The sequence below is a fragment of the Hyphomonas oceanitis genome, from assembly GCF_036964545.1.
Lineage (GTDB): Bacteria > Pseudomonadota > Alphaproteobacteria > Caulobacterales > Hyphomonadaceae > Hyphomonas > Hyphomonas oceanitis.
This window is the reverse complement of sequence record NZ_JBALTL010000003.1, coordinates 405,983-430,234: the sequence shown is the minus strand read 5'-3', so window position 1 is coordinate 430,234 and position 24,252 is coordinate 405,983. Positions and strand designations below refer to the sequence as shown.

Annotated in this window: 25 protein-coding genes; 4 read left to right on the top strand and 21 right to left on the bottom strand. The window is 61.3% G+C overall.

Annotated elements, in window-relative coordinates; translation table 11 throughout:
- Positions 1–75 precede the first annotated feature (75 nt).
- A complete protein-coding gene (fabA, locus tag V7651_RS11325) occupies positions 76–618 on the bottom strand; it encodes a bifunctional 3-hydroxydecanoyl-ACP dehydratase/trans-2-decenoyl-ACP isomerase (RefSeq protein ID WP_034736430.1) in 543 nt (180 codons plus the stop codon).
- Positions 619–698: 80 nt separating this feature from the next.
- Positions 699–1,202, bottom strand: coding sequence for an SH3 domain-containing protein (locus tag V7651_RS11320; protein WP_335613251.1), 504 nt, complete (start codon positions 1,200–1,202; stop codon positions 699–701).
- 130 nt (positions 1,203–1,332) lie between these two features.
- Between V7651_RS11320 and V7651_RS11315 the strand changes: the two genes are divergently transcribed.
- Complete coding sequence (locus V7651_RS11315; protein WP_035539821.1) at positions 1,333–2,319, top strand: 2-hydroxyacid dehydrogenase; 987 nt, start codon at positions 1,333–1,335, stop codon at positions 2,317–2,319.
- On the opposite strand, the gene V7651_RS11310 is transcribed toward V7651_RS11315, so the two are convergent.
- From V7651_RS11310 to cysS, 7 genes are all read right to left on the bottom strand, one after another.
- The gene (locus tag V7651_RS11310; RefSeq protein WP_335613250.1) at positions 2,316–3,128 is read right to left on the bottom strand and encodes a glycosyltransferase family 2 protein; all 813 of its coding nucleotides are present in this window, start codon (positions 3,126–3,128) and stop codon (positions 2,316–2,318) included. The genes V7651_RS11315 and V7651_RS11310 overlap by 4 nt on opposite strands.
- Positions 3,125–4,369: an O-antigen ligase family protein gene (locus V7651_RS11305; RefSeq protein WP_035539822.1), complete on the bottom strand. Its 1,245-nt coding sequence runs from the start codon at positions 4,367–4,369 to the stop codon at positions 3,125–3,127. The genes V7651_RS11310 and V7651_RS11305 overlap by 4 nt, the downstream gene beginning before the upstream one ends.
- Positions 4,370–4,415: 46 nt before the next feature.
- Complete coding sequence (thrS, locus tag V7651_RS11300) at positions 4,416–6,386, bottom strand: threonine--tRNA ligase (protein WP_335613249.1); 1,971 nt, start codon at positions 6,384–6,386, stop codon at positions 4,416–4,418.
- Between the two features lie 290 nt (positions 6,387–6,676).
- Entirely contained in the window at positions 6,677–7,012 is a 336-nt protein-coding gene (gene yidD, locus V7651_RS11295) for a membrane protein insertion efficiency factor YidD (RefSeq protein ID WP_335613248.1), read from the bottom strand.
- Positions 7,009–7,473: an iron-sulfur cluster assembly scaffold protein gene (locus tag V7651_RS11290; protein WP_335613247.1), complete on the bottom strand. Its 465-nt coding sequence runs from the start codon at positions 7,471–7,473 to the stop codon at positions 7,009–7,011. Before V7651_RS11290 ends, yidD begins: the two co-directional genes overlap by 4 nt.
- A gap of 201 nt (positions 7,474–7,674) precedes the next feature.
- Positions 7,675–8,079, bottom strand: a complete 405-nt coding sequence (locus V7651_RS11285; protein WP_035539830.1) for a hypothetical protein — start codon at positions 8,077–8,079, stop codon at positions 7,675–7,677.
- A 168-nt stretch (positions 8,080–8,247) separates the two neighbouring features.
- Positions 8,248–9,633, bottom strand: coding sequence for a cysteine--tRNA ligase (gene cysS / locus V7651_RS11280; protein ID WP_335613246.1), 1,386 nt, complete (start codon positions 9,631–9,633; stop codon positions 8,248–8,250).
- Between the two features lie 368 nt (positions 9,634–10,001).
- Between cysS and folE the strand changes: the two genes are divergently transcribed.
- A complete protein-coding gene (gene folE, locus V7651_RS11275) occupies positions 10,002–10,616 on the top strand; it encodes a GTP cyclohydrolase I FolE (protein ID WP_035539897.1) in 615 nt (204 codons plus the stop codon).
- Positions 10,617–10,702: 86 nt separating this feature from the next.
- Here the strand turns inward: folE and V7651_RS11270 are convergent, their stop codons facing one another.
- The 11 genes from V7651_RS11270 to V7651_RS11220 all read right to left on the bottom strand — a co-directional run bounded on the left by V7651_RS11270 (position 10,703) and on the right by V7651_RS11220 (position 21,166).
- Positions 10,703–11,476, bottom strand: a complete 774-nt coding sequence (locus V7651_RS11270; RefSeq protein WP_035539834.1) for an alpha/beta hydrolase — start codon at positions 11,474–11,476, stop codon at positions 10,703–10,705.
- Between the two features lie 11 nt (positions 11,477–11,487).
- Positions 11,488–12,003, bottom strand: a complete 516-nt coding sequence (locus V7651_RS11265; protein WP_035539837.1) for an RNA pyrophosphohydrolase — start codon at positions 12,001–12,003, stop codon at positions 11,488–11,490.
- Positions 12,000–13,310 (bottom strand): divergent polysaccharide deacetylase family protein, encoded by a 1,311-nt coding sequence (locus V7651_RS11260; RefSeq protein WP_335613245.1) that lies wholly within the window; start codon positions 13,308–13,310, stop codon positions 12,000–12,002. Before V7651_RS11260 ends, V7651_RS11265 begins: the two co-directional genes overlap by 4 nt.
- A gap of 81 nt (positions 13,311–13,391) precedes the next feature.
- Positions 13,392–14,714 (bottom strand): S41 family peptidase, encoded by a 1,323-nt coding sequence (locus tag V7651_RS11255; RefSeq protein WP_335613244.1) that lies wholly within the window; start codon positions 14,712–14,714, stop codon positions 13,392–13,394.
- Positions 14,715–14,740: 26 nt separating this feature from the next.
- Positions 14,741–15,964, bottom strand: coding sequence for a murein hydrolase activator EnvC family protein (locus V7651_RS11250; RefSeq protein ID WP_335613243.1), 1,224 nt, complete (start codon positions 15,962–15,964; stop codon positions 14,741–14,743).
- A 36-nt stretch (positions 15,965–16,000) separates the two neighbouring features.
- Positions 16,001–16,546: a hypothetical protein gene (locus V7651_RS11245; RefSeq protein WP_335613242.1), complete on the bottom strand. Its 546-nt coding sequence runs from the start codon at positions 16,544–16,546 to the stop codon at positions 16,001–16,003.
- Positions 16,547–16,548: 2 nt separating this feature from the next.
- Positions 16,549–17,967: a M28 family peptidase gene (locus V7651_RS11240; RefSeq protein ID WP_335613241.1), complete on the bottom strand. Its 1,419-nt coding sequence runs from the start codon at positions 17,965–17,967 to the stop codon at positions 16,549–16,551.
- A gap of 61 nt (positions 17,968–18,028) precedes the next feature.
- A complete protein-coding gene (locus V7651_RS11235; RefSeq protein ID WP_335613240.1) occupies positions 18,029–18,649 on the bottom strand; it encodes a peroxiredoxin family protein in 621 nt (206 codons plus the stop codon).
- A gap of 76 nt (positions 18,650–18,725) precedes the next feature.
- A complete protein-coding gene (locus V7651_RS11230; protein ID WP_335613239.1) occupies positions 18,726–19,274 on the bottom strand; it encodes a GNAT family N-acetyltransferase in 549 nt (182 codons plus the stop codon).
- Between the two features lie 7 nt (positions 19,275–19,281).
- Positions 19,282–20,244, bottom strand: a complete 963-nt coding sequence (gene mdh / locus V7651_RS11225) for a malate dehydrogenase (RefSeq protein WP_035539844.1) — start codon at positions 20,242–20,244, stop codon at positions 19,282–19,284.
- 145 nt (positions 20,245–20,389) lie between these two features.
- Positions 20,390–21,166 (bottom strand): Bax inhibitor-1/YccA family protein, encoded by a 777-nt coding sequence (locus V7651_RS11220; RefSeq protein WP_335613238.1) that lies wholly within the window; start codon positions 21,164–21,166, stop codon positions 20,390–20,392.
- A gap of 364 nt (positions 21,167–21,530) precedes the next feature.
- On the opposite strand from V7651_RS11220, the gene V7651_RS11215 reads away from it, so the two are divergent.
- Positions 21,531–21,863 (top strand): DUF2853 family protein, encoded by a 333-nt coding sequence (locus V7651_RS11215; protein ID WP_035539848.1) that lies wholly within the window; start codon positions 21,531–21,533, stop codon positions 21,861–21,863.
- Between the two features lie 82 nt (positions 21,864–21,945).
- Complete coding sequence (thpR, locus tag V7651_RS11210; protein WP_035539850.1) at positions 21,946–22,488, top strand: RNA 2',3'-cyclic phosphodiesterase; 543 nt, start codon at positions 21,946–21,948, stop codon at positions 22,486–22,488.
- Here the strand turns inward: thpR and V7651_RS11205 are convergent.
- On the bottom strand, positions 22,464–24,242 hold the full coding sequence (locus V7651_RS11205; protein ID WP_335613237.1) for a hypothetical protein: 1,779 nt from the start codon (positions 24,240–24,242) through the stop codon (positions 22,464–22,466). The two genes, thpR and V7651_RS11205, sit on opposite strands and share 25 nt — an antisense overlap.
- Positions 24,243–24,252 lie beyond the last annotated feature (10 nt).

Genomic DNA, 24,252 nt, shown 5'->3' with positions numbered 1-24,252 from the left:
CGTCAAGCGTCCCGCCGCTCAACCGGCCCATGGGTGTGGCCTGCACTCAAAGGTTCAGAATGGCTCTTGCGGGTCCTAGACCGGCGTTGCCTGGCCCGGAACGGTCAGGCCAACCTTCATGTCATTGGCCGTGTAGACGTGGCGCTCGTCGACGAACACCTTGCCGTCCGCAATGCCCAGAACCAGCTTGCCGCGGCGCACGCGGTGAATGTCGATCTCGTAGCGCACCAGCTTGCAATCCGGCGTGATCTCGCCGGTAAATTTGACCTCGCCAACACCCAGCGCACGGCCCTTGCCCGGGCTGCCGGACCAACCGAGCCAATAGCCGACAGCCTGCCACATCGCATCGAGACCGAGACAGCCCGGCATCACCGGATCGCCCGGAAAGTGGCATGCAAAGAACCAGAGGCTCGGATCGATATCCAGCTCGCCAATGACATGGCCCTTGCCGTACACACCGCCATCCATGCTGATCTCGGTAATCCGGTCCATCATCAGCATTGGCGGCGCAGGCAGCTGCGCATTGCCGGGCCCGAAATACCCGCCCTTGCCCGACTCGAGCAGGTCAGCCTTCGTATAGCTGGACTTCGGCGTGTGATAATCGTGCGGACCGGACATCGCGGATTCTCCTGGAATTTAGCGTAACCGCCTAACCACAGTGACCGGCCCGGCTTGTCAACCGTCCGAGCCACCCGGAATTACAGACCTGCCTCACCTGTGTCAGCGCCCCACAGCGCTTCGCGCAGCGCCCAACCATTGAAATTCTGCACCTCCACCGCGCACCATTTCACTTCGCAATCGCCCAGCCGCACCAGTACGCCAGCTTCCAGTGACGCGACTTCCGCGCTCGCCGCATCGGCCGTCTCATGTATCACGGTCGCCGACTGCACCATCGCCGCCGCGCCCGGCTCCAGCATGCGCGCATGCACCCAAACCTCGTCGCCAGATGGGTCGCGCACCCGCCGCCAGTCGCGGCTCTCCTTGATGATCAACATGGGCAACCCTTTGCGCTCGTAGCGCCAGAGGATTTCCTGATCCCGGCTCGGTCCCTTGCGACCGTTCACTGCGGCAAATTTTAACACTTCAAAGCGCGGAACGGCCTTGCCGGAGAACTGGCTGATGCGCGTAACCTGCGGGCCTTCAGCCGCCGCAAAGCCGCTGAACAGGAAGATTCCCGATGCTAAAAAGGGTGCCCATTTCATGCGCAAGAAGCCAAACTCGCTGTTGAGACCCTCACACTCTCACACCCAGATGAATCACGTGTAAAACAACAGGCGTTGGCGTTCCGGGATCGCTCTGCTAAGCCCGAGGAAAGAATTACGAGGGGGCCAGATGCCAGCCAAGAAACTGAAGATCGTCGTAACCCGGAAGCTGCCCGCCCCCGTCGAGCTGCGCATGAAGGAATTGTTCGACACAAGCCTGAACCAGGACGACCACGCTTTCACTCACGAGGAACTTGTCGCCGCCGTCCAGACGGCCGACGTCCTCGTGCCCACAGTCACCGACCGGATCGACAGCAAGGTGCTCGCCCGCGCCGGTGACCAGCTGCGCCTGATCGCCCAGTTCGGGGCCGGCGTTGACAATATTGACGTGCAAAGCGCCGTGCAGCGCGGCATCACCGTGACCAACACGCCCGGCGTGCTGACAGACGACACAGCCGATGTCGCCATGGCGCTGATCCTCGCCGTGCCGCGCCGCCTCCACGAGGGCGCCATGGTAATGGAAAACGGCACGTTTGATGGCTGGACACCCACCTGGATGATGGGTCGCCGCCTCGCTGGCAAACGACTCGGGATCGTCGGCATGGGCCGTATCGGTCAGGCGGTTGCCCGCCGCGCCAAGGCCTTTGGCCTGCAGATCCACTACCATAACCGCAAGCCGGTCAGCCCGCGCACCGAGGAGCTGCTTGAGGCAACCTATTGGGACAGCCTCGACCAGATGCTCTCGCGCATGGACATCGTGTCGATCAATTGCCCGCACACCCCGGCGACATTCCACCTGATGAATTCCCGCCGCCTCGACCTCATGAAGCCGGAAGCCTATCTCATCAATACGGCGCGCGGTGAGGTAATTGACGAGGCCGCCCTCGCAAGGGCGCTCAAGTCGGGCAAGATTGCCGGCGCTGGCCTTGACGTATTCGAACGCGAGCCTGCCGTCAGTGAAGACCTGATTGGCCTGCCCAATGTGCTGCTCCTGCCTCATATGGGCTCAGCCACAATCGAAGGCCGCACTGAGATGGGCGAGAAAGTCATCATTAACATCAAGACGTTCGCCGATGGTCACCGTCCACCGGACCGCGTGATCCCAGCGATCCTCTAGGCGCGCAGCTTAAGCGCCACAGCGAAGAGCGGTTTAATCGCGGCCACCAGCGCCCGCTCAAACGGGCCTTTTGCGAACTTGCGGAAATAACGCGCAAGGCTTCGGGCCTTGTGAGCCTGCACCACACCGGACGGCGCATCCGATGTCGCCCCATAGTGCAGGGCGCCCGCCAGCGGCTGGTAGATCACCGCGCCACCCGCCTCGATCACACGCCGGCAGAGGTCGACATCCTCGACATGGAGGAAATAATCCTCGTCAAATCCGCCGAGCGCATCAAAGCCATCCCGACGCATCAGGAAGAACGCCCCTGAAACAGCGCCTACGGCGATAGGTCCGGGGGGAGCCGGTTCATGGTCCAGTGTCCACTGCCCAAGTCCCAGCGCACGCGCGAGCGTCAGCGTATTACGGCGGCATCCGCGCTCCTCCCGCCCGTGCAGATCAAAGATTTTGCCGCCGACCAGAACCGGGTCCGGTTGTCCCGACATCGCTGCAAAGAGAGGACCGACAGACCCGCGCCTGATGATGGCATCCGGATTGATCACAAGAAGCAGCTCCCCAAGGGCGCTGGCTGCCCCGCGATTGACTGCGGTCCCAAACCCCGGATTGTCGCCCGCCCGGATGAGACGCGCCGTCTCCGTGCGCGCAATGAAACTGTCGATCCACGCTTCGGCTTCAGGCGTGTTGCCATTATCCACGAGGATGATCTCGGAAATATCAGGGTCTGACTTCAGTGCGTAGAGACATTCCTGCAGCCGTGGCCCGGTATGATAGCTTACGACAATGGCGGAGGTCGTTGGCAGTGCGCTCACAGTGAGAGACGTTCCCGCCGCGACAGCAGGATGATCCCGCACACGGCCAGTATGATGCTCGCCCAGAAGGAATCGTTCCAGACATTATAGGAGAAACTGAACAGGCTGACGACGACACCCACAAGCCCGGCAATCGCATAGCGAATGTCCGTCCGCAGTGTGGAAGGTGCCGGCAGGCGAAACCCTATGACAACAAGTGTCAGGGCCGCCACGACGGCACCCATAACGCCTGTCTCGGCCCATATCTGCAATGCCATGTTATGGGGATGGCCGGGAATGACCGGATACTCGGCCCATGAAGCCGGCAATTGCGCGAGCCACGCCGGATGGTCAGCATAGGTGTCGCGCCAGGTCTTTGAGGCCGCGATGCCATGACCGATGATCGGTTCTTCCACAGACTTGCTGATGACCAGCTGCCATGAATACACGCGCGACTGGAACGAGCCAGGAAGCGAGATGCCCAATTGTGAAATGAGTTTCACGCCGGCGCCGATCAGCAATGGCGCTGAGGCAATATAGGCTGCCACCGTGCACAGCAGCCAGCGATATCCTGTCTTGGGGGCCAGCGTCACGACAGCAGCCGCAGCAAGCATGAAGACGATGCCGATCAGGCCGGAATCCGTGTCGTCGAAGATCACGCTTACAATACTGGCGACCACAAGTCCGGCTGCAACGGCCCGCCACTTCCACCCGGGGCGCGCGACGAGATAAGCCAGTAATATCGGCAGCACGATCATGAAGGCGTTGGCATTGCGCGATATGTTCTGCGCGCCTTTGGCCTGTTCCATAGGGTCTGCGCCATAGATCATCGCCACGACCGCACCACCAATCACGGCGCTCAGCGCGACCAGCAGGCCCTGCACGGCGAATGCGCCCAGCATAACGCGCGCAGAGCGCTGCGCATTGCCCTGCTTGATCTGAAGCGCGCCTGCGACCGCCAGCATGCCGAAAACGGCCGTCAAAACGATCCGCACTCCTGAAGCGCGGATCGCGAAGTCGCCTTCCAGCAGGTTGCCCGAGACAAACCCGCGAGAAGCAGGCGACCACATATCGCTCAAGGCTGCCCAGCCGACAAAAACAAGCGCCATGAGGGCATAGATTGCGGGCGGTGTTTTCGGGCGTGCTATGGCCAGCACAGGAACCGCAGCAACTGCCAGCAGCGGGCCATAACCCTGCGCGCCAAGCAGGCCCATGACAGGCCAGAGCACAAAGGCGGCTGCAAGAATGGGCGCATATGACATGCCGTTCACTCTGTCGCCAACGCCCTGACTTGTCACGAGTCCTTGATCACACGTCCCGCTTCAGATCAGGCGCAAGCGATTCCTGCGCGAGGCTGACAATGGCCTCATCAAGGCTGATCATCTGCTGGCCCTGGCTACCGAGGCGCCGCAGCGCCAACGTGCGCTCCTCTGCTTCCCGGCCGCCCACGACGGCAATGATCGGCACCTTTTGCACCGAATGCTCACGGACCTTGTAATTGATCTTCTCGTTGCGAAGATCTGTCTCGACCCGCAGCCCTGCCTTGCGCAGCGCAGCCGCCGCCTCAAGCGCATAATCGTTCGCCGCGTCCGTAATGGCCGCGACGACGATCTGAACCGGCGAGAGCCAGAGCGGAAACGCGCCCGCATAGTTTTCGATCAGAATGCCCATGAATCGCTCAAACGTGCCGAACACGGCGCGGTGAAGCATGACCGGACGGTGCTTGGCGCCATCCGACCCTGTGTATTCCGCATCAAGGCGTTCCGGCAGCACATAGTCGAGCTGGAAGGTGCCGCATTGCCATGTCCGGCCGATCGCGTCCGTCAGGTGGAATTCGAGTTTAGGGCCATAGAAGGCGCCTTCGCCCTCGGCGATCTCGAATTCCATGCCAGCCGCCGTCAGGGCGTCCGACAGGGCCTTCTCGGCGCGATCCCATGTTTCGTCCGTACCGGCACGCAGCTCGGGCCGTGTGGCCAGCTTGTAGGAAATCTCCGACAGGCCGAAATCGCCGTAGACGCGCTCGAACAGTTTCAGGAAGCGCAGCGTCTCGTCGGCAATCTGGTCTTCACGGCAGAAAATGTGCGCATCGTCCTGCGTCATCTGGCGCACGCGCATAAGGCCATGCAGCGCGCCGTGCGCCTCGTTGCGGTGACAGCAACCGAACTCCGCCATGCGGATCGGCAGATCACGATACGAGCGCTGCCCGTTTTTGAAGATCTGAACGTGCGCGGGGCAGTTCATCGGCTTCAGCGCCATGAGGTCGCCTTCGCCCGTCAGGATCGGCGCGTCATCCTCCGTCGACGGGATCTCGTCCGGCACCACGAACATGTTCTCGCGGAATTTAGACCAGTGGCCCGACTGCTCCCAGAACACCGAGTTCAGCAGCTGCGGTGTCTTCACCTCGACATAGCCATCGGCGTCCTGCTGGCGGCGGATATAGGCCTCCAGCTGGCGCCAGATCATGAAGCCTTTCGGGTGCCAGAAGACCGAGCCTTGCGCTTCGGGCTGGAAGTGGAACAGGTCCAGCGCCGCACCGACCTTGCGGTGGTCGCGCTTCTCGGCCTCTTCAAGGCGTACGAGATGGGCCTTCAGGTCCTTCTCATTGCCCCAGGCCGTACCGTACATGCGCTGCAGCATCTCGTTCTTCGAGTCGCCGCGCCAATAGGCGCCGGCCAGCTTCATCAGCTTGAAAGCCTTCGGCAGTTTGCCCGTCGATGGCAGGTGCGGCCCGCGGCAAAGGTCAAACCAGTCGCCCTGACGATAAAGCGTGATCGCTTCGCCCGGCGGAATGATGTCGTCGATGATCTGCGCCTTGTAGTCTTCGCCGATCTTCCGGAACATCGCGATCGCCTCGTCCTTGTCCCAGACTTCGCGGATGATCGGATAGTCGGCGTCGACAATGTCGCGCATCTTGGCTTCGATCTTCTCGAAATCCTCCGTCGAGAACGGCGTCTCGCGGGCAAAGTCATAGTAAAAGCCGTCATCGATCACCGGGCCGATCGTGACCTGCGTGTCGGGATAGAGCGCCTGCACGGCCTGCGCGAGCACGTGCGCGGCATCATGGCGGATCAACTCGAGGCCCTCAGCGTCATTTGGCGTCACGATTTCAACGCGCGCATCGCCGTCCAGCGGGCGCATCAGGTCACGCAATTCGCCATCGACACGGGCGGCAATCGCCTTCTTGGCAAGGGAATTCGAGATGGAACTTGCGACATCGAACGGGCTCGCGCCCTCTTCAAACTCACGCACCGATCCATCGGGCAGGGATACTTTGATCATGTTTCAGTCTTCTTCAGCGGTCTGGCGCACGGGGCGCGGCAAAGTCTTGTTCCGAAAGGCCTGCCTGCGGCGGTGTGCTTAGCGCGAGTTCGCTAAAAATCCCACCCCATTCAAGGTGGCGATTACATCAGGCTGGCGTGCCGGGGTTCTGAGGGAGTTTACCGGGTACATGAGACGTGAAGCGCGCACTGCGGCGCAGCCTCGCGGGGATCATGCACCCCGGCGGGTTCGCGTGGTCAGGCCGCTGGGCAGCAGGAGACGGTTCGAACATGTCATTGGGCGGGCTTATCTCATGCTTCCGGCGGGTTTTCAATTGTCTGGTTCGGGAAGTGCCTGCCGCCCGATGTCCAGTCGCCATAGCGCCAGGGCAGCCACGCAGGCACATCAGGTTTTGTCTCGGGCGCCGGATCATAGCCGAAACTACCGCCGGGACGGCAGCGGATGAACCGCGCAATCGCCATCCAGCCCCCCGGCCACCAGCCATGACGCGCCACACATTCAGCGCCATACTCGCTACACGTTGGCTTGTGCTGGCAGCGCGCGCCCGCCGCGTAGAAGACCAGCGAGAAACTGGCCTTGTAGACCCGCAGCAGCACATAGGCCGTCTTGCGGCGCAGCCCACTCATCCCTGAGACGCCTCGACGGGCGCAAGGCCGCGTGCTGCCCGCGCCTGCTCAATCGCCGCCACAGCGGCTTCAAAGGCAAGCAGCGTGCTTGTATGGCGCGGGGGATAGTCGGCAACGGCCTGCAGGTGCCGCAATTCCCAGAACCGGCCTTCCGGCGGCGGGCCCTTGTCCTTCAGCATCGCCTTCAGCGCATCGCGCGCAGCGACAACCTCATCCACATGCGCGCCGAGGGCATATTCCGACAGGATCGCCGTCGACGCCTGCCCCAAGGCGCAGGCTTTCGGGTCGACAGCAATGGCCACGACATGATCGCCGCGCTCGTCCAGCATGATCTCGACATTCACCGTCGACCCGCACACACGGGACACCTTCAGCACAGAGGCCTCGGCGCCTTCAAGCGTGCCGACATGCGGAATGTTCGCTGCCAGCTCCAGGATACGATTGTGATAGAGTTCGCTCATCACGCATACAGATGGCCTTGGGCGGCTCTGATGACAAGCAGCGCTGCCAGAGGCCGATAAAAAGAGGCCGCCCTCAACAGGTGTGAAGAGGACGACCTTTAAAGAATTGGGTGCATTGAAACGGGGGTTCTAGGCCCGAGACCCATTCGTCCCACGCGCCGCCCACTATGGTCAATTTAACGATCCGTCAGGATACCGCTCTCAGACGACATCAACTGTGATTGATACGACCTCGGCCACCATGGGCGCGCCATCCAGCTTGCGCTCCAGCGCCGCGAGTTCGGCCTCAAGCGACTCAGCAGGCACCTTTCGCTCCAGCACGCGCGTGCGCCCGTCATGATCAATGAATTCCGCCCGCAGCATCAGGAAATCCGATTTCTGCGTCTGGGCCGCGTCAGTAAAGCCCACGGGCGCCCCGGCAACTTCATAATTGTCATGCGCAAGGTTCAGCACGCCCTTGCCGGCATGATAGACGCCCTTCCCCGCCATTTTACCGCCGGCCCATGCGACCTTCACGGGAACGGTAACAGCCGTCTTGGCAACTTTTGTCGCCACGCATCCGGGCAGAAGGAGCATGGCCGCGCAGACAACGAAAATCCGGAACATAAAAAAGGGTCTCCCGAGTGACCGGAAGACCCTAGTTGAGAGGTAAACGACGGGCCAGTGCCCCTTTGCATGGGCCCCTCGAAATACTGGTGATGAGGCACCATACACCGGCCACACCAACGCCGCGTTCAGTTCGCCGCGCGAATTTCGATGAAATTTACGCGCGCCCTAAACGCGCCGCCAGGTCGATCCGCCCGCGCCGTCCATGATTTCCACGCCTTCAGCCGCCAGCTCATTCCGGATCCGGTCAGCCTCAGCCCAGTCCTTCGCCGCCCGCGCATCGATCCGCGCCTGAACGAGGCCGTCGATACGGGCATTGCCGTCGCTGTCGCCGCCCTGCTCCCAATCCTTCGGCGTATGGGTCAACAGGCCCAGCAGTGCGCCGGCCGCCAATAGGTTCGCCCGCGCATCCGCCATCGCGTCGCGGTCCTTGTGGTCGGCGGCCGTATTGGCCTCGCTTGCAAGACGCGACAGTTCAGCAAGCGCCTCGGGCGTATTCAGGTCATCCGACAGGGCCTTCAGCACGCCCTTGTCGCGCGCGCTGCCACCTTCCTCGTCCCATACGCGGCGCAGTGCGCCATACACGCGGTCAAGCGTCGTCTTGGCCTGTTTCAGCAGGTCCTCGTTCCAGTCGAGCGCAGCGCGGTAATGTCCGCTCAGCATGGCGAAGCGCAGCACTTCGCCCGGCCATGTCTTCAGCAGGTCATGGATCAGCACGACATTGCCGAGCGACTTGGACATCTTCTCCCCGCCCATGTCGAGGAAGCCATTATGCATCCAGTAATTGGCCATCACCTGCCCATGCGCGCATTCCGACTGGGCAATCTCGTTTTCATGGTGCGGGAACTGGAGATCAATTCCGCCGCCATGAATATCAATTGTCTTGCCAAGGTGCTTGGCCGCCATGGCCGAGCATTCGATATGCCAGCCCGGCCGCCCACGGCCCCACGGGCTATCCCAGATCGCGTCTTCCGGCTCGCCCGGCTTGGCGAACTTCCAGAGTGCGAAATCGGCCGGATCGCGCTTGTCAGTCTCGACCTCGACGCGGGCACCGGCTTCATTGTCTTCCGGCTTGCGGCCCGACAGCTTGCCATAATCAGGCATTGAGCCCACCGCGAACCAGACACCCTGCGTGCCAACATAGGCATATTTCGTCCGCACCAGCTTCTCGATGATCTCGATCATTTCCGGCACATGGCCCGTCGCCCAAGGCTCAATCGTGGGCGCCATCACGTTCAGGGCAGCGACATCTTCATTATAGATTTTCGCAAACTTGTGCGTGATCGTCTCGATCGGCTCGCCTGTTTCAAGCGACGCCGCAATGATCTTGTCCTCGATGTCTGTGATATTGCGCGCATAGACGATGGCCTTGGCGCCATACTGGCTGGCCACCACCCGGCGCAGCACGTCAAACACGATAGGCGGCCGCGCATTACCGATATGCGCATAATTATACACCGTCGGACCGCACACGTAGAGCGTCACCCGGGCCGGATCCTGCGGTTCAAAAACGCGCTTTGCGCGGGCAGCGGTATCGTAAATGCGAAGAGTCATGGAATTTCGGGCTCGAACGGAAAAAGGGGTAAAATCAGCGCCCTGCAGCAGGGCCGGATGCCCTAATGGGCACTAGTTGCCTTAACAGCAACAGCCTTTTGGCAATGCGAGCAGGGTCCGAAACAGCTTCATGAGGGGGCAGATACCACTGGCTACCGCTGCGGGCAATGCGATTCCAGTCAAGGATTTACTCTGCGTCACGGAAGAATTTTCTGGAAACGCCTGAATTGCCAGCCTATCTAATCATGCATCGCCCTGAGGGTATCAACTCGGGCGGGCGTTAAGTCCGGGCAGGGGGCCATCCGGTTTCCCAGACCAAGCCTCGGCTCGACCTCCGTCCCTCAGTCGAAGGACACTTAAACATGGCCATGGACGCCATTACGCCCAAGAATGACAAGTCGCGGGGGGAACCTCTCGTTCGCCCGACCGTGCAGGAAGCTGAAGAAGCCGTTCGCACGCTCATCGCCTGGGCCGGAGACGATCCCCGCCGTGAAGGCCTCATCGATACGCCCAAGCGTGTCGTGAATGCCTACAAGGAATGGTTCTCAGGCTACGACGAAGACCCGGTCAAATATCTCTCGCGCACGTTCGAAGATGTTCAGGGCTATGACGACATCGTCATCCTGCGCAATATCGACGTCGAGAGCCATTGCGAGCACCACATGGCGCCCTTCATCGGCAAGGCCTATGTGGCCTACAAGCCGTCGGACGCCGTTGTCGGCATCTCAAAACTCGCCCGCGTCGTCGAAATCTTTGCCAAACGCCTCCAGACGCAGGAAACGATGACCGCGCAAATCTGCGACGCCATCACGGACAGCCTCGCGCCAATGGGCACGGCCGTCCTGATCGAAGCCGTTCACGAGTGCATGTCGACACGCGGCGTGCACCACAAGGATGTCACTACGATCACGACCCAGTTCACGGGCGTTTTCAAATCGGATGCAGACCTTCGCAACCGCTTCCTGCGCGCCGCCAATCAATAGGCTTCGCCGCGCTCAGGCGTAAAATTCAAAAGGCGCTCGTTAATCGCGAGCGCCTTTTTTCATGTCCGAAAGCAGCGATTGGTCGCTCAGCCGCGCGCCGGAAACGGTTCGTCCAGCCATTCCACGATGTCAGCCACGACAGCATCCGTGCCCGGCTCATCAACGATCCAGTGTGCATTGTCCGGGTACTCGAAGAAGTCTCCCGGCACGGGCGAGCGCGCATATTTCTCGCCCACCTTGCGCACGGCGCTCGCCGGCGTTGCCCGGTCCTGCGATGCGGCAATGGTCAGCGTCGGGACTGTCACCAGTCCTTCGTCCACCTCGATCCCGTCAGTGATATCACCATAGACCTGCCCGGAATCGTAGCGCGCCAGCGCATAGATCGCGTCATGACGCCGCCTCGGCACACAATTCAGCACCCCAAAGCGGAAGCCCGAACGCCACACCTTGTAGGCCTTCTGGCGATTACGCGTCAGGATAATATTGAGGAACGTGTAGACGACGGACAATCCGATCTTGGCGCATTCCTTGGGCTGCGCCGGCGTCAGGAACACGGCCTGTGACACGGCGCCCTTTTCAGCCAGGCACTGCGCAATAAGGCCGCCCATCGAATGTCCGATAACGGCAGGCTTACTGCCCGTATCGCGTTCAATCTTCCGCGCGGCCTCAAGCATGGCCGTGACATAGTCATCAAAGCCGAGGTCCGGCAGGCTTGCGGGCGGGTTCTCCAATGTGCGCTGATCCGGAAAAAGCGTCGGCGCTTCGCAGGTCCATCCCGCCGCTTCGAATCCCGGACGCATATGGTCCCAGGCGTCGCCGCCGCAACCAATTCCATGGATCATCAACAGGGATTTCGGCATGCATCGCTCCCTCAGCCTTGGGCGATCTTGCCGCCATGCACAGGTTCGGCCCAGGGTTTGAACCGCTCGGCTACTTCGGAATAGACGAGACGCTTGAACGGCACAACCAGGCCCGGGGTTTCTTCCAGCGGGGCCCAGCGCCAGGCATCGAATTCCGGCGTGTGGCGGTCGAGCCGCACATCGCTGTCAGATCCCTTGAAGCGAAAGGCAAACCACTTCTGACGCTGGCCGATATAGGGGCCCGGCAGGCGCTTCTTCAGGTCCGGCGGGAAATCGTAATAAAGCCAGTCGTCGGTCTCTTCGAGCACATCGACGAGCTTTTCGGGAACGCCGATCTCTTCTTCAAGCTCTCGCAGGGCACCATCGCGTGGTGATTCGCCCTTGTCGACGCCGCCTTGCGGCATCTGCCACTGGAAAGCGCCGCGACCGTTTATCCTGCGGCCGACGAAGACGTGACCCGCCTTCGAGAAAAGGGCGAGCCCGACATTCGGGCGATAGCGTTCAGGGTCAATAATAGATGTTTTCACCCGGCAGGGTTTACAGGAGCCGGCGCCTTGCTGCCAGTGGCAACACGCTCTGCGTCGACCAATTCTGCAGGCGTCGTGCCGACAAGCGCAGAGACAGGCGCCAGAATGATGCCCTTTGGCCCAAGCTCGCTGGCCCAGATCTTCGCCATCTCGATCGTGATCGGGAAAGCATAGCCTGCGCCCATGGCGGCGCCCTTCTCCTTGGCGATGGTCTCAAGCTCCATCAGCTCCAGATTGATGTCGTCCGCCGTCAGCTTTGTGTCGATGGGCGAGGCGGCCTTGGCGTAACGCACATGCGTCTGGTCAGCCACCTTGTCGAGGCTGGCCTCCTCAAGGCTGCCATCCTCGACCAGCGCCACGCCGCGCTTGCCGAGCACATCGAGAACCGGACGCACAGCGGCCGCATCCTCGGCGAATTTCGCGCCCTGGTAATTGATCACGCCGAAATAGCCCGAGGCCCGACCGAGCAGCGTATTGAGGCGCGGCACGTTCACATCGGCGCCTTTGCCGGCCAGCAGTGTCTGCGGATGCATTTTCATGCGGCCATAATCGTAGTTTTCCATCGGCAGCTCGATCAGCACCTCGTGCCCGGCAGCGCGGGCCCGGTCGATCCAGTACTGGAGACGGTTTGCATCCGGCGCGAACGAGAGCGTTACTTCGGGCGGCAATTCCTCGATGGCCGATTTCGTATGCGTGGCATTGATGCCCAGCCCACCGACGACCAGCGCCACAACAGGCTTCTGGCTCGGATTGGCAAACGGGCGTGCGTAGACTTCGGAAGGCGTCCGGCCATCGGGCGCGATACGCGGCAGACGCACACCGTTCAGCGTTTCGGTCATGCCTGAAATCGGCGCGTCATCCAGCGACGCGATCTTGGTGACTTCGCCATAGGATTCGCCGGGCTTCACGAGCTTGCCATTGATGCGAACACCAACACCCTCGCCATCGGCCATCACATCATCCGAAGGCCCACCGGTGCCGGTCGCTTCGGCGCCCTCGGCATAGGCCACGTCAAGGCTCGGTTCGTCGCCACTTTCGACTTCCGCATAACCATCGGTATCGACCTGCGGCAGCATCGCCATCTCGGTTCCGTCCGTCTTGAGGCGGGTTTTCAGTTCCGGTTTCCCCTCGTCGATCACTTCGAACAAGGCAAGCTGTTGGCGCGGGCCTGCCGCAGAGGGGTCACCTGAAAACTGGATACCGGCACCAAGGGCGCCAGCAAGTCCGCCGAACACCAGCAGGCTCAACCCCGCATGGACAAGTCCGGTACGCAGAGGAGACGGATCAGCGTCTCTCCGATAAGGCATGGGGCGACCTCATGTAATCAACAAATGGAATCCTGAACGACCATAGATGCCGTAATCTGGTTAACGATTTACAAATATTCGTTAACCAGCCCGCTGAAATGCACTTGCCGTTACAGTGCCTTCTTTCAGCATCTGCACGGCGCGTTCAAGCTGGAAGTCTTCGCCCTTGTAGTCTTCCGGCGGCTGCTCGTCCGGCATCTCCATTTGGTGCCGGGTTTCGCCGTCTTCATTGGCCAGCGCATGCGGCAGGTCGGCTTCAGACCAGCGCTTGATCTTCGCCAGTTCTTCTTCGGTCAGGCGCGTATTGGTGATCTCGATATCGGGATCGATGCCCAATGCCTGGATCGACCGGCCGGACGGCGTGTAATAGCGCGCTGTCGTCAGGCGGATCGCACCACGATCTGCGCCCAGCGGGATCACCGTCTGGACCGAGCCCTTGCCGAAGCTGGTCGTGCCGACAATGGTCGCCCGTCCACGATCCTTGAGCGCGCCGGCAACGATTTCAGAGGCAGAAGCCGAGCCGCCATTGATCAGCACGACAATAGGCACGCCCTTGAACACTTCACCCGTGCGCGCATTGTAACGCTCCACGTCAGAGGCCCGGCGGCCCTGCGTCGAGACGACTTCGCCGCCCGACAGGAACATGTCGGACACCGACACAGCCTGGTCGAGCAGGCCGCCGCCATTGTTGCGCAGGTCGATGATCAGGCCCTTGGGTCGGCCGCCAGTGGCTTTCGAAATACCTTCGATGCCTTCTTCGAGCAGCAGCGTGGTGCGCTCGTTGAAGCTCGAAATCCGCAAATAGCCGACATCGTTCTTTTCCATTTCCCAGGTAACGGATTTCTGTTCGATCACTTCACGCGTCAGCGTCACGTCGAACGGGTCTTCACCCGCGCGCAGGATGGTGATCAGGATGTCCGTCCCCTTCTCGCCGCGCATTTCCTTGACGGCATCGTTCAGGGTCTGGCCGATGATCGGCTTTCCATTGATTGCGGTGATAAGGTCGCCCGGCTGGATGCCGGCGCGCGCTGCAGGGGTGCCGTCCATCGGGGAGATGACTTTGACGAAGCCATCTTCCATCGTCACTTCGATGCCAAGGCCGCCATACTCGCCGGAGGTCTGCACCTGCATCGAGCGGAAGTCGTCCGGATTGAGATAGCCGGAATGCGGGTCCAGTGAGGTGAGCATGCCATTGATGGCCGATTCCATCGCTGCCTTCTCGTCAACCTCGACCACATAGTCCTGACGGGCACGGGCGAGAATTTCAGCGAAGAGTTCAAGCTGCTGGTAGGTCACCATGCGCGAATCGGCAGGCTTTTCCTGTGGCCAGGCCAGTGCGGAGAATCCGACCGCCGACCCACCCAGAACGATGCCAAGCGCGGCACCCGTCAGCAGTGAACGCATATTCCAATCCTCCGTCATGCGTGACCTCATCTGTCACTCGGCAACCACTGTGCCGGATTCATCACCTTGTCGCCAAGCCTTAATTCCATATTCAGCTCAGGCGGCGGATCTGCCCGGTCGGGCATACGCCCGACTGGCTCGTTCGCTGACACTGTTTGGCCTTCGGTGACATAGATCCGGCTCATACCTGTAAGAATAACATGGTATCCGTCACTTGTGCGCAAAATTAACATTGATCCATAGCTGCGAAATGGACGCGCATATTCGACCTTTCCGTCGGTCGGCGCGACCACCTGGGCGGCCTGTCTTGTCGAAAACGTGATCCATTCCGTCTTGCCGCCCGTCGGCATCTTGTCACCAAAACCATAGAGCACGTTACCGGCTGTCGGCTGGGTAAGTCCGCCCAATGCAGCTTTGCCAAGCGGGCGCGATACGGGGCTGCTTTGCGGCGCAGGCGAAGGCGCCTTGGGCCGGGACACAGTCTTGGACGCCGAAGCCAAAGTCGGACGCATTGCCGGCTTCACGCCCGGCGCCGAAGGCGCACTGGATTCCAGCGCCGACAGCAAGTCGCGCAGCGTCTCCGCCTGGCGGCCAAGTGTATCGGCCCGCTGCTTCAACACGTTTATGTCGCCGGTTATGTCCTCGAAGCTGCCGCGCTTGGCTGCCGCCAATTGTTCGATCTCGACCCGCTTCAGCGCCAGCGTCGCTTCGGCCGTCTCAAGCTGCGCGCGCTCGCCGCGTATCTGACGCTCCAGCTGGTTCAGCTCGTCTATCTCGGCCGAGAGCGCATCAGAACGCGCCGCCAGTCGCGGCGTTGTCTCACTCATCAGGATCGCCCGCCGGATCGCCATATTCGCTTTGCCCGGCGACACGATCAGCGCCGGAGGCCGCCGACGGTTTGCCGCTGCGAGCGCTGCCAGAAGGTCTTCCAGCGCCTGCCGGTCTTCCAGCAAGGCCGACTGCGCAACCACCCGGCGCGTGCCCAGATCGATCAGCGCCTTCTCGGAGGCAGCCGCCTGCTCTTCCCGGCGGCGCGCCTCCATCGCGGCAGAGATCAGCTTGCTGTCGATTTGCCGGAGGTCCGTCTCGGTTTCCTGCCCCGCCGTCTGCAAGGCCTCGAGACGCGTGATCGCCGCCTGCCGCTCAGCCTCAAGCGCATCAAGCTCCTCGCGCGTGAAGGTCGCCGGCGCCGCCGCGATCAGGGCAAAGGCGGCGCACGAAAGCACGAGGGGGCGAAGGATTGGTCGCATGAATGCCATTCATGCCACGCGACCATGACCCGGACATTAACCATCGGGGAGAAGCCTGCGCGAGATCGCAGCCAACTGATCGGCGATCAGGGCAGTCACAAGCCCATGCGGCCCCCGATCGAACGCGGGATGGACCAGCAATACGTGCCGAATGGCCGAGAAAGTCTCCCGGAATGGTCCGTGAATGGACTCGGAATACCCATGAATGCCCGGCGATGTCCCATGGACGACCCCATTGCGGAAGGCGATGACCTGCTCGATCCGGCGCGCGGCCGCCCCGGTCAGGTCCAGTCTTTCCGGAGGATTGAGATAGTCTGTCGAGCGCGCGCGGCGCAGCAAAAGCGTCACGGGCGCGTAGCGCTCCGGGTAAGATGGATCGACAACATCATCCACCTCCGCCGTCTCGTATCCGCTCAGAGCCGCGACGAGCGCCCCTTGCAGGGCAATGACCGCGCCGACCGAAATCCATCTCCAGCGCTGGGTATCTGACGCGACACCGTCAAGCTCACGGTGCACAAAGCGCAGGGCCTCATGCACCGAGTCCAGGCTCGCCGCGATGCGCGCCTGCCTGTCGGCGATCATGCCTACTGGTCTTCAGTCGCAGGCGCCGCAGCCTTGCGGAAATCCCATCCCGTTTCCGCCGCCACATAGGTCAGCGCCGCATAGACAGCGACATTCTGCCGGAACGCCTCAGGATCGATCTTGTCAAACGTGTCATCCGGGGTGTGATGCAGGTCAAAATAGTCGGTTCCGTCCTGGTCTGCCGAGATGGCCGGCACCCCCGCGTTCCCGAGGACAGATACGTCTGAATCCCCCTTGGAACTGTTATCGCCCGGAACGACACCCAGCGGCGCCACAAGGTCCTGCATCGCCTTGGCATAGGCCATGGCACCCTCGCCAAACCCCGTTGTCAGGCGCCAGATGCGGCCCGCGCCGAAATCGCTCTCGGCAACAAGCACATGCTTGTCCAACTGATCCGCATGCGCCTCTCCATACGCCTTGCCACCAAACAGGCCGACTTCTTCCGAGCCGTAAAGCACAACCCGGATCGTCCGCTTCGGCTTGCCCGGCAATTGCTGAATCAGGTTCGCCGCCGCCACCACAATCCCGCACCCGGCCGCATCATCAATCGCGCCTGTCCCGAGGTCCCAACTATCGAGATGACAGCCGATCAGCACAATCTCTTCCTTCAGGCTCGAGCCTCCCACTTCGGCAATCACATTGCCTGACGCCGCCGAGTCAGCCGTATTGACCTGAATGTTCAGCTTCACCTCAACTGGCCCGCGCTCCAGAAGGCGCGCCAGCTGGTCAGCATCCGGTGCTGCAAGCGCTGCTGCAGGCAGCGCGCCGAGGGCTCCCTCACGCGCCATGCCGCCGGTGTGCGGCATGCGGTGCGAGTCGGTGCCTGCCGAACGGATCAGGCACGCAACCGCGCCAAGGTCTGCCGCCGCCTGCGCACAGCCGCTCCGTTTTCCCACAGCGTAGCCATAACCCGACCCATCCTGCGCCCGCACCATACGCTCATCGATGAATGCAATCTTGCCTTTCAGCGAGTCCGCAGGCGCCGCCTTCAGATCAGCAAGACTGGTGAAACGCACAACCCCCGCCTCAACACCGCCCTTGGCTGTCGATTTGGAGCCCCCCAGCGCTGTGATGGCCAGATTCTGCGGATTGGCGCCGGTGACTGAAGCCGTCTCGGTCACGCGCTCCCAATAGGGAATGTTGAAGTCCTCGATATAGGCCTGCTGGAAATTCAGGTCCTTCAGCTTGACCATCGCCCATTGCCGCGCGCGCCATTCGGCATCCGAGCCAGCCAGTCGCGGGCCGATCTCCGTTGTCAGGCTTTCAGTGAATTCCAGCCCCACATCATCCTTGAGCCCAGCCGCCATAAGGGCCTCGGCCTGCGCCTTTATCGCGGGGTCCAGCACGGCGGTGTCATCTGCGATAGCCGGCAGGGCGGTCAAAGCCGCCGCCAGAATGAGGGGGGTCAGGATATGTTTCATGGCGTCAGCTCCGGCTTGTCTGTCGGCAAACTATGCCAGAGCGCCGACCAATGAAACCCGCCTAGAGGCCTTCGGCTGTCTCTATCACCAGATCCACAGCGGGCCGCGTCTTGTAGCCTTCCTCGCGCAGTGTCTTCACGACATGACCGTCTGCATTGACGAACACGATGGCGGGATGCGGTATGCCCTCATAGCGAGACCCCGGCTTCACTTCCGTGTTCAGCAGGTTGAAGGCCTTGATCGCGGCAGACCCTTCATCGGAGAGCAATTCATATGTCAGGCCCTTATCGGCCTTATAGCCTGCAAGCGTTTCGACAGGGTCATAGGAGACTGCCACAAGCGTCCAGCCCGCCGCAGCAAGCGGCGCAGCAGCGGCCTCAAGATCCAGCAGCTGCTTCTTGCAATAGGGGCACCAGTCGGCTGAGCGCACGAAGGCAAACACCGTGCCTTTTGGTCCCGCCAGCGTTTCAAGCGTTTGCGTCTCGCCTGCGGTATCAACGAGGCTCACAGCCGGCGCTTCAGCACCGTTCGGCAGGCCAACCTGAGGCGTTTCTGCCCGAGCCTCGATGGCCATTTCGGCTTCAGCAGCCTTGGCATTCAGGGCCTCTTCCGACGGCTCCTGCCCACAGGCGGTCGCTGGCAGCAGGGCAAGTACGGAAACAAGGGACAAAGTGCGGATCATGGCGGCAATCTCCTCGGGACGCTTGTAGAGACGCTAGCCGCAAAGGCGGTCGCCTGCGAGCCGGATCAGACGCCGATCACGCGCCTTTGATCCGCCGCGCCCGCCATTCATCCGCGCTCTGGCCGTAGGCATCCAGCGTTAGGATGAGCGGCGCTGGCAACGTGACCTGACGCAACACGCGGCTGCCGAGCCGCTCTGCAACCCGTATCGAGCCAGCATTGGCCGGATCAATTGTATGGATCACCTCATCCCAGCCGAGAATGTCCACGGCATAGTCCACCGCTGCCGCAGCGCCCTCGCTCGCATAGCCCTTGCCCCACGCGGACCGCACAAGCCCCCAGCCCACTTCCGTTCCCGGCCAGCCATAAGGCCGCCACGGGCCGAGCCGGCCAACCCATTCGCCGGTCGCCTTCTCGATAACCGAGAACATCGAGAAGCCTTCAATGGTCCACGCACCCGTCATGGCGCACATCGACCGCCAGGTCAGCTCCGGCCCCTGAACGCCACCGAGATGGCGCATCACGTCCTCGTCGGCGTGAAATGCACACCATGAGTCAAAATCCTCCGCCCTTGGGGGGCGGAGGATCAGGCGTTCGGTTTCTATGGTTGGCCCAATGGCCATCATCCAGCTCCTAGGCGAGCGAGGCGTCGATATCCTTGCAGGCCTGAAGGAGGCCCTGCACGGACTCAACCGACTTGGCGAACATCGCCTTTTCATCATCGTTAAGATCGAACTCGACAACTTTCTCTGCGCCGCCGGCGCCGATCAGGGTCGGCACGCCGACATACATACCGTCAAGGCCGTACTGACCGTCGCAATAGGCGGCGACAGGCAGGACGCGCTTCTGGTCTTTCAGGTAGGCTTTCGCCATCGAGATGGCGCTTTCGGCAGGCGCATAATAGGCCGAACCGGTTTTCAGCAGCGCGACAATCTCGCCGCCGCCCTTGCGGGTGCGCTCGACGATACCATCGAGGTCTGCCTGGCTCATCCAGCCCTGCTTCACCAGTTCCGGAAGCGACAGGCCGCCAACGGTCGAGTGGCGCACCATCGGCACCATATCATCGCCATGGCCAGCAAGTGTCCAGGCGTGGATGTCAGCCACCGACACACCGGTCTTCTCGGACAGGAAGTAGGCAAAGCGCGACGAGTCCAGCACGCCAGCCATGCCGACAACTTTCTTCGTGTCGAAGCCTGAGAACTGCTGCAGCGCCCAGACCATGGCGTCAAGCGGGTTCGTGATACAGATGACAAAGGCGTTCGGGCAGTTGGCTTTGAGGCCTTCGCCGACCGACTTCATGACTTTCAGGTTGATGCCGAGCAGGTCGTCACGGCTCATGCCGGGCTTGCGGGCCACACCGGCCGTCACGATGCAGACGTCGGCATCCTTGATGTCGGCATAGTCGTTCGCGCCCTTGAGGCTGACCGACGAATTATAAACGGGGGTGGATTCTGCGAGGTCCAGCGACTTGCCTTGCGGCAGGCCTTCGGCGATGTCGAACATGACCACGTCGCCGAGCTCCTCGCGCGCTGCGATGTGGGCGAGCGTGCCGCCGATCATGCCGGAACCGATAAGGGCGATTTTCTTGCGGGCCATGGTGTTTCTCCTCGAAAAAAGGGCCTGGAAACAGGTTCGCGCGAGCCCTAGCCCACACGGCGCCAGCGTGCAATGCGGCGGATAAGCAAACGCCCCGCAAGGCTGGCTTGCGGGGCGTCCATTCTTGATCCTTCAGGATCCCGGATCAGTCGCGCGAGAGCAGCGACATTAGGATCGTGAACATGTTGTAGAACATGATGAAGAAGTTCAGGGCGCCCGAATTCGTCATCACGGCCAGCGAGCGGGTATCGCCTTCAAAGGCGAAATAGCTCTGCTTCAACTCTTGGGTCTGGAAGGCCACGAGGACACCCGAGATGCCCAGCACGCCGACCTGGATCAGCACTTCCATCATGCCCGAAGGCGGGAACAGGAAGCTGAGCAGCGAGATGCCGATGATGCCCCACAGCGCGAACACGGCGATGATGCCAATCGGGCGCAGGTTCATCTTGGTCATGTAGCCGAACAGGCTGAGCACGCCGAAGGCAGAGGCCGTCAGCAGGAACGCTTTCGTCATGATCAGGAAGTTGACGGTCATCGACGCGCCGCCGCGGGTCGTCACGCTGTTACCTGACATCGCCATGAGCACCCAGATCGACAGGCAGACGCCGAGCATGGAAACGATGGTCCAGTAAAGGATGCCGGTCGCGAGCGGCGACGGGTTCTTCATCAGGAAGGCAGAGCCGAAGATCAGAGCCAGCGGTCCGAACTGGAACACATAGAACAGCGGCGTCCCGAGCAGGAGCTGCGTCAGCCCCGGCACCAGGCCCGAGCCAACCACGAAGGCAATGGCGCCCGACAGGGCAATCCCGAGGGCAAGCTTCTGATAAACGCCCAACATGAAGGCACGCAGGCCAGCATCCACGGACATGTCCATCGAGTCGGCGCCGGTTCTTGGCGTGTAGGCCCGATTGAATTCGTTCATAGGTTTAATACCCTTCTGTTTTGGTTCCACGCGTAAACGCGCGCGTGTTACTTTTGAATATGGTGAAACTCATCAGCGACTGCAAGGAAAACCGGACATGATCCCTTGCCTTGTCCTCCAGCGGACGCTTGCCCTCCCGCCGAATACACCGCGCCATTTGCAGCATTATCGTAGAACAGAATGTCTTTACTTTATCATTGCTTATGGAGCGCAGGGATTCTCAAGTGAACGGGATTGAATCAGAGGCCTCTTCAAGACGACAGGTCTTCGTCTTTTGCATTGACTCAGATTAACCAAAGGGTAATTTTGCCGATCTGGTGTAGTTCCAACGGTTGGGGCACCAGAAAATCTAAGGGGATATATCATGGCAGACGCATCGGCTTACGCCGAAAACATCAAGAAATATGCGAGCGGCTACAATCAAGCCGCCGCAGAGAAGATCGTCGGACATCTTGGCATTGCACTACGCAATCGCGACAGTTCACTGGTCTCATGCTCGGATAGCGGCGAACTGGACCGCGTGCGAGAGCGCTGGTGCCGGGGCAAGCTCGGTCTGGCCCAAACCAAGGATGACCTCGACGCAGCGATGAAGGCCGTTTGCGACAAGTTGCAACCAGAAGGAAGCAACAAGTCTCGCGTGACATTCTATTATTTGCTCGCCGAGCATTTCGGAAAGCTGGACCATCTCGCCAGTTAAGCGGGATACCAGGGGCTGAAAAGGAACCCGGCTTGGTGGAGCCGGGTTTTCTTTTGCCTGCAATCCTGTTTGAGATGGCGCGATGTATCGCTTGTTCGCCGCTCTTCCTGTGCCCCCGGACATTACAACAGGCCTCAAAGCGCTTCAGAAAGGTCTGGTCGGCGCAAGCTGGAGACCTGAGCGCAATTTTCACATCACATTGCGCTTCTTCGGTGATCTCACGCACGAGCATGCCCGCGACCTTGATGATATGCTGGGGGAAATCCGCGCGCCGGAGATGGAGCTTCGGCTAGAAGGGGTTGGCTGGTTCGGGCGGCGCGAGCCGAGTGCTGTCTGGGCACGGGTGCGAGAGACTGACGAGCTACGCGCCCTTTCAGGTCAGTGCGAGCGGGCGGCCCGGCGCCTCGGCCTGTCACCAGACCGCCGCCCCTTCCTGCCTCATGTCACGTTGGCTTACCTGCACGGGGCAACGCCGGAAGAAGTGACGGCATGGGCGCAGCCGCGTCACGCCTATTGCAGTGAGGCCTTCTGGGCAGACAGTTTCCACCTTTATTCCAGCCATTCCGGTAAAGGGCCAAGCCGGTATGTGGCGGAAGCCGACTATGTTCTCGGAGCCAGCGGCTGAAGGGCGTAGAGCGTTTCGCCATCACCGGCCCGGCGGATAACCTTCAGGCCATCAGGAATAATCCCCGCGTTAAGCCCATCAGCGAAGTCGCCGGGAGATTCATCTGCAAGCATCCGCAACTCGGCATGTCCGGGACATGCCAGAATATAATCCACCCCTGCTTCCCGCATAAGGCCAGACGCCTCTTCTGCCGGTGACGTAAAGATATTGAGTGCCGCTTCGATGCCGGCAGCGTTGCGGTGATAGTGTCCATGGAGGGCACTCTGCCGAGTGTATCGCAACATATCCGGCGCCACATCGGCGACTGAGAGCACGCGGCCGACAGGCAATTCATCCAGCGCCGCGAGCATGCCAGGACTGGCGCACGCCGAGGCGCCATTACCATTATCCACAAGTTCACCTGGCGGCGTGCGAAACATCCTGCCGGGCGCGCCCCAGACCAAAGGCAGGGACACTGCGAGGGCCAGCAGGTAAGCGGCGCTTCGCTCCCCGTCCTCTCGTGTCGCGAAAAGGCCCGCCACCCATGCCCCCAATGGCAGGATCGCGAAGACATGTCCGAACGAATAGAACCGCACTTGCTGTAACGTAAGCAGCAGATCCACGGCCAGCAAAGCGACAAACAGCAAGTGGGCGCGACGCTGCACCCCTCGCCATACGCGCCATATCGATACGATGAGGGCGACCAGCGACACCCCGACCATGAAAGGTACTTCCTGCGCCATACTCGGCCTGACGGTAAAAAGGGGTCGCGCCTCGTCCACTTTTTCCAGCCAGAGTGTGCGGACAATCGGCGGTAAGCCATCCAGCGGATTTGCAAGGCATTGCGGCGCCTGCGCCGTCAGCAACAGTCCGCACACCAGACCAAGCGCGCCGAGACTGGCGAGACGCCAGGCGAAAGGCTTCTCCGACAAGACCGCAACCACAATGGCAAGGCCTGCGCCGCCCGAAACGGCTGCCGATAGGGTCACCAGCGAAAGCGCGTCACAATGCACAATGCCGTAATTGGCAGGAGCCACGGAAGCCGCGAAGAACAGGGCCGTCAGAGCCGCAAAGCTTGCCCCGAAGGCTATGACGCCCCGGCGCGCAGGTGCTCCGGCAAAAGCCCAGTCCAGCGCATGGAAGGCGCAGAAAATGCCTACAAACGGATAGACTTCCGCACCGACGGCAGTGGAAGAGGCAAGCGCCGCGCCGACGATTGCCAGGCTCACCGGGCGCCTCTCGGGGTCCAGCGAAAATCCGGCGGCTATCGCCAGGAAACCAAGCTGAATATTGTGGTGGTCAATGCTGCCGCTCAGAAAGTTGGCGTTTCGGAACAGGACTGTCGCGGCAATGATGCATACAAAAGCCAGAACCACGCGCCCGCCCATGAAGCGCGCGCCCTTCATCAATCCCCAGACGACCAGCAAAACACTCAAGGGTGGCCAGACAAGACAGGCGATCTCCAGGGCCTTTTGCGATGGCAGGAATATGTCGAGCCCTGATTTGATAATAAGGATCGGTACGTCAGCAAGCCGTGACCAGTGTATCGCCGTGCCACCTTCCAGACCGAGCCGATCCTGGTGCAAATCGAACCATCCCTGCCCTTTCAGGAAATCCTGAATCTGGACAAGCCGCATCGCATTGTCAGCCTCCATGGCAGACGCCGACATGTGTCCCGACAAGGCGCTCATCACCAAAAGTGAGGCAACCATCAGCACACCAAACCCAACCGCGATCCAGCGGTCTGGCGTCATCGAGATGGCCGGTCGTCGCATATCGTCCCCC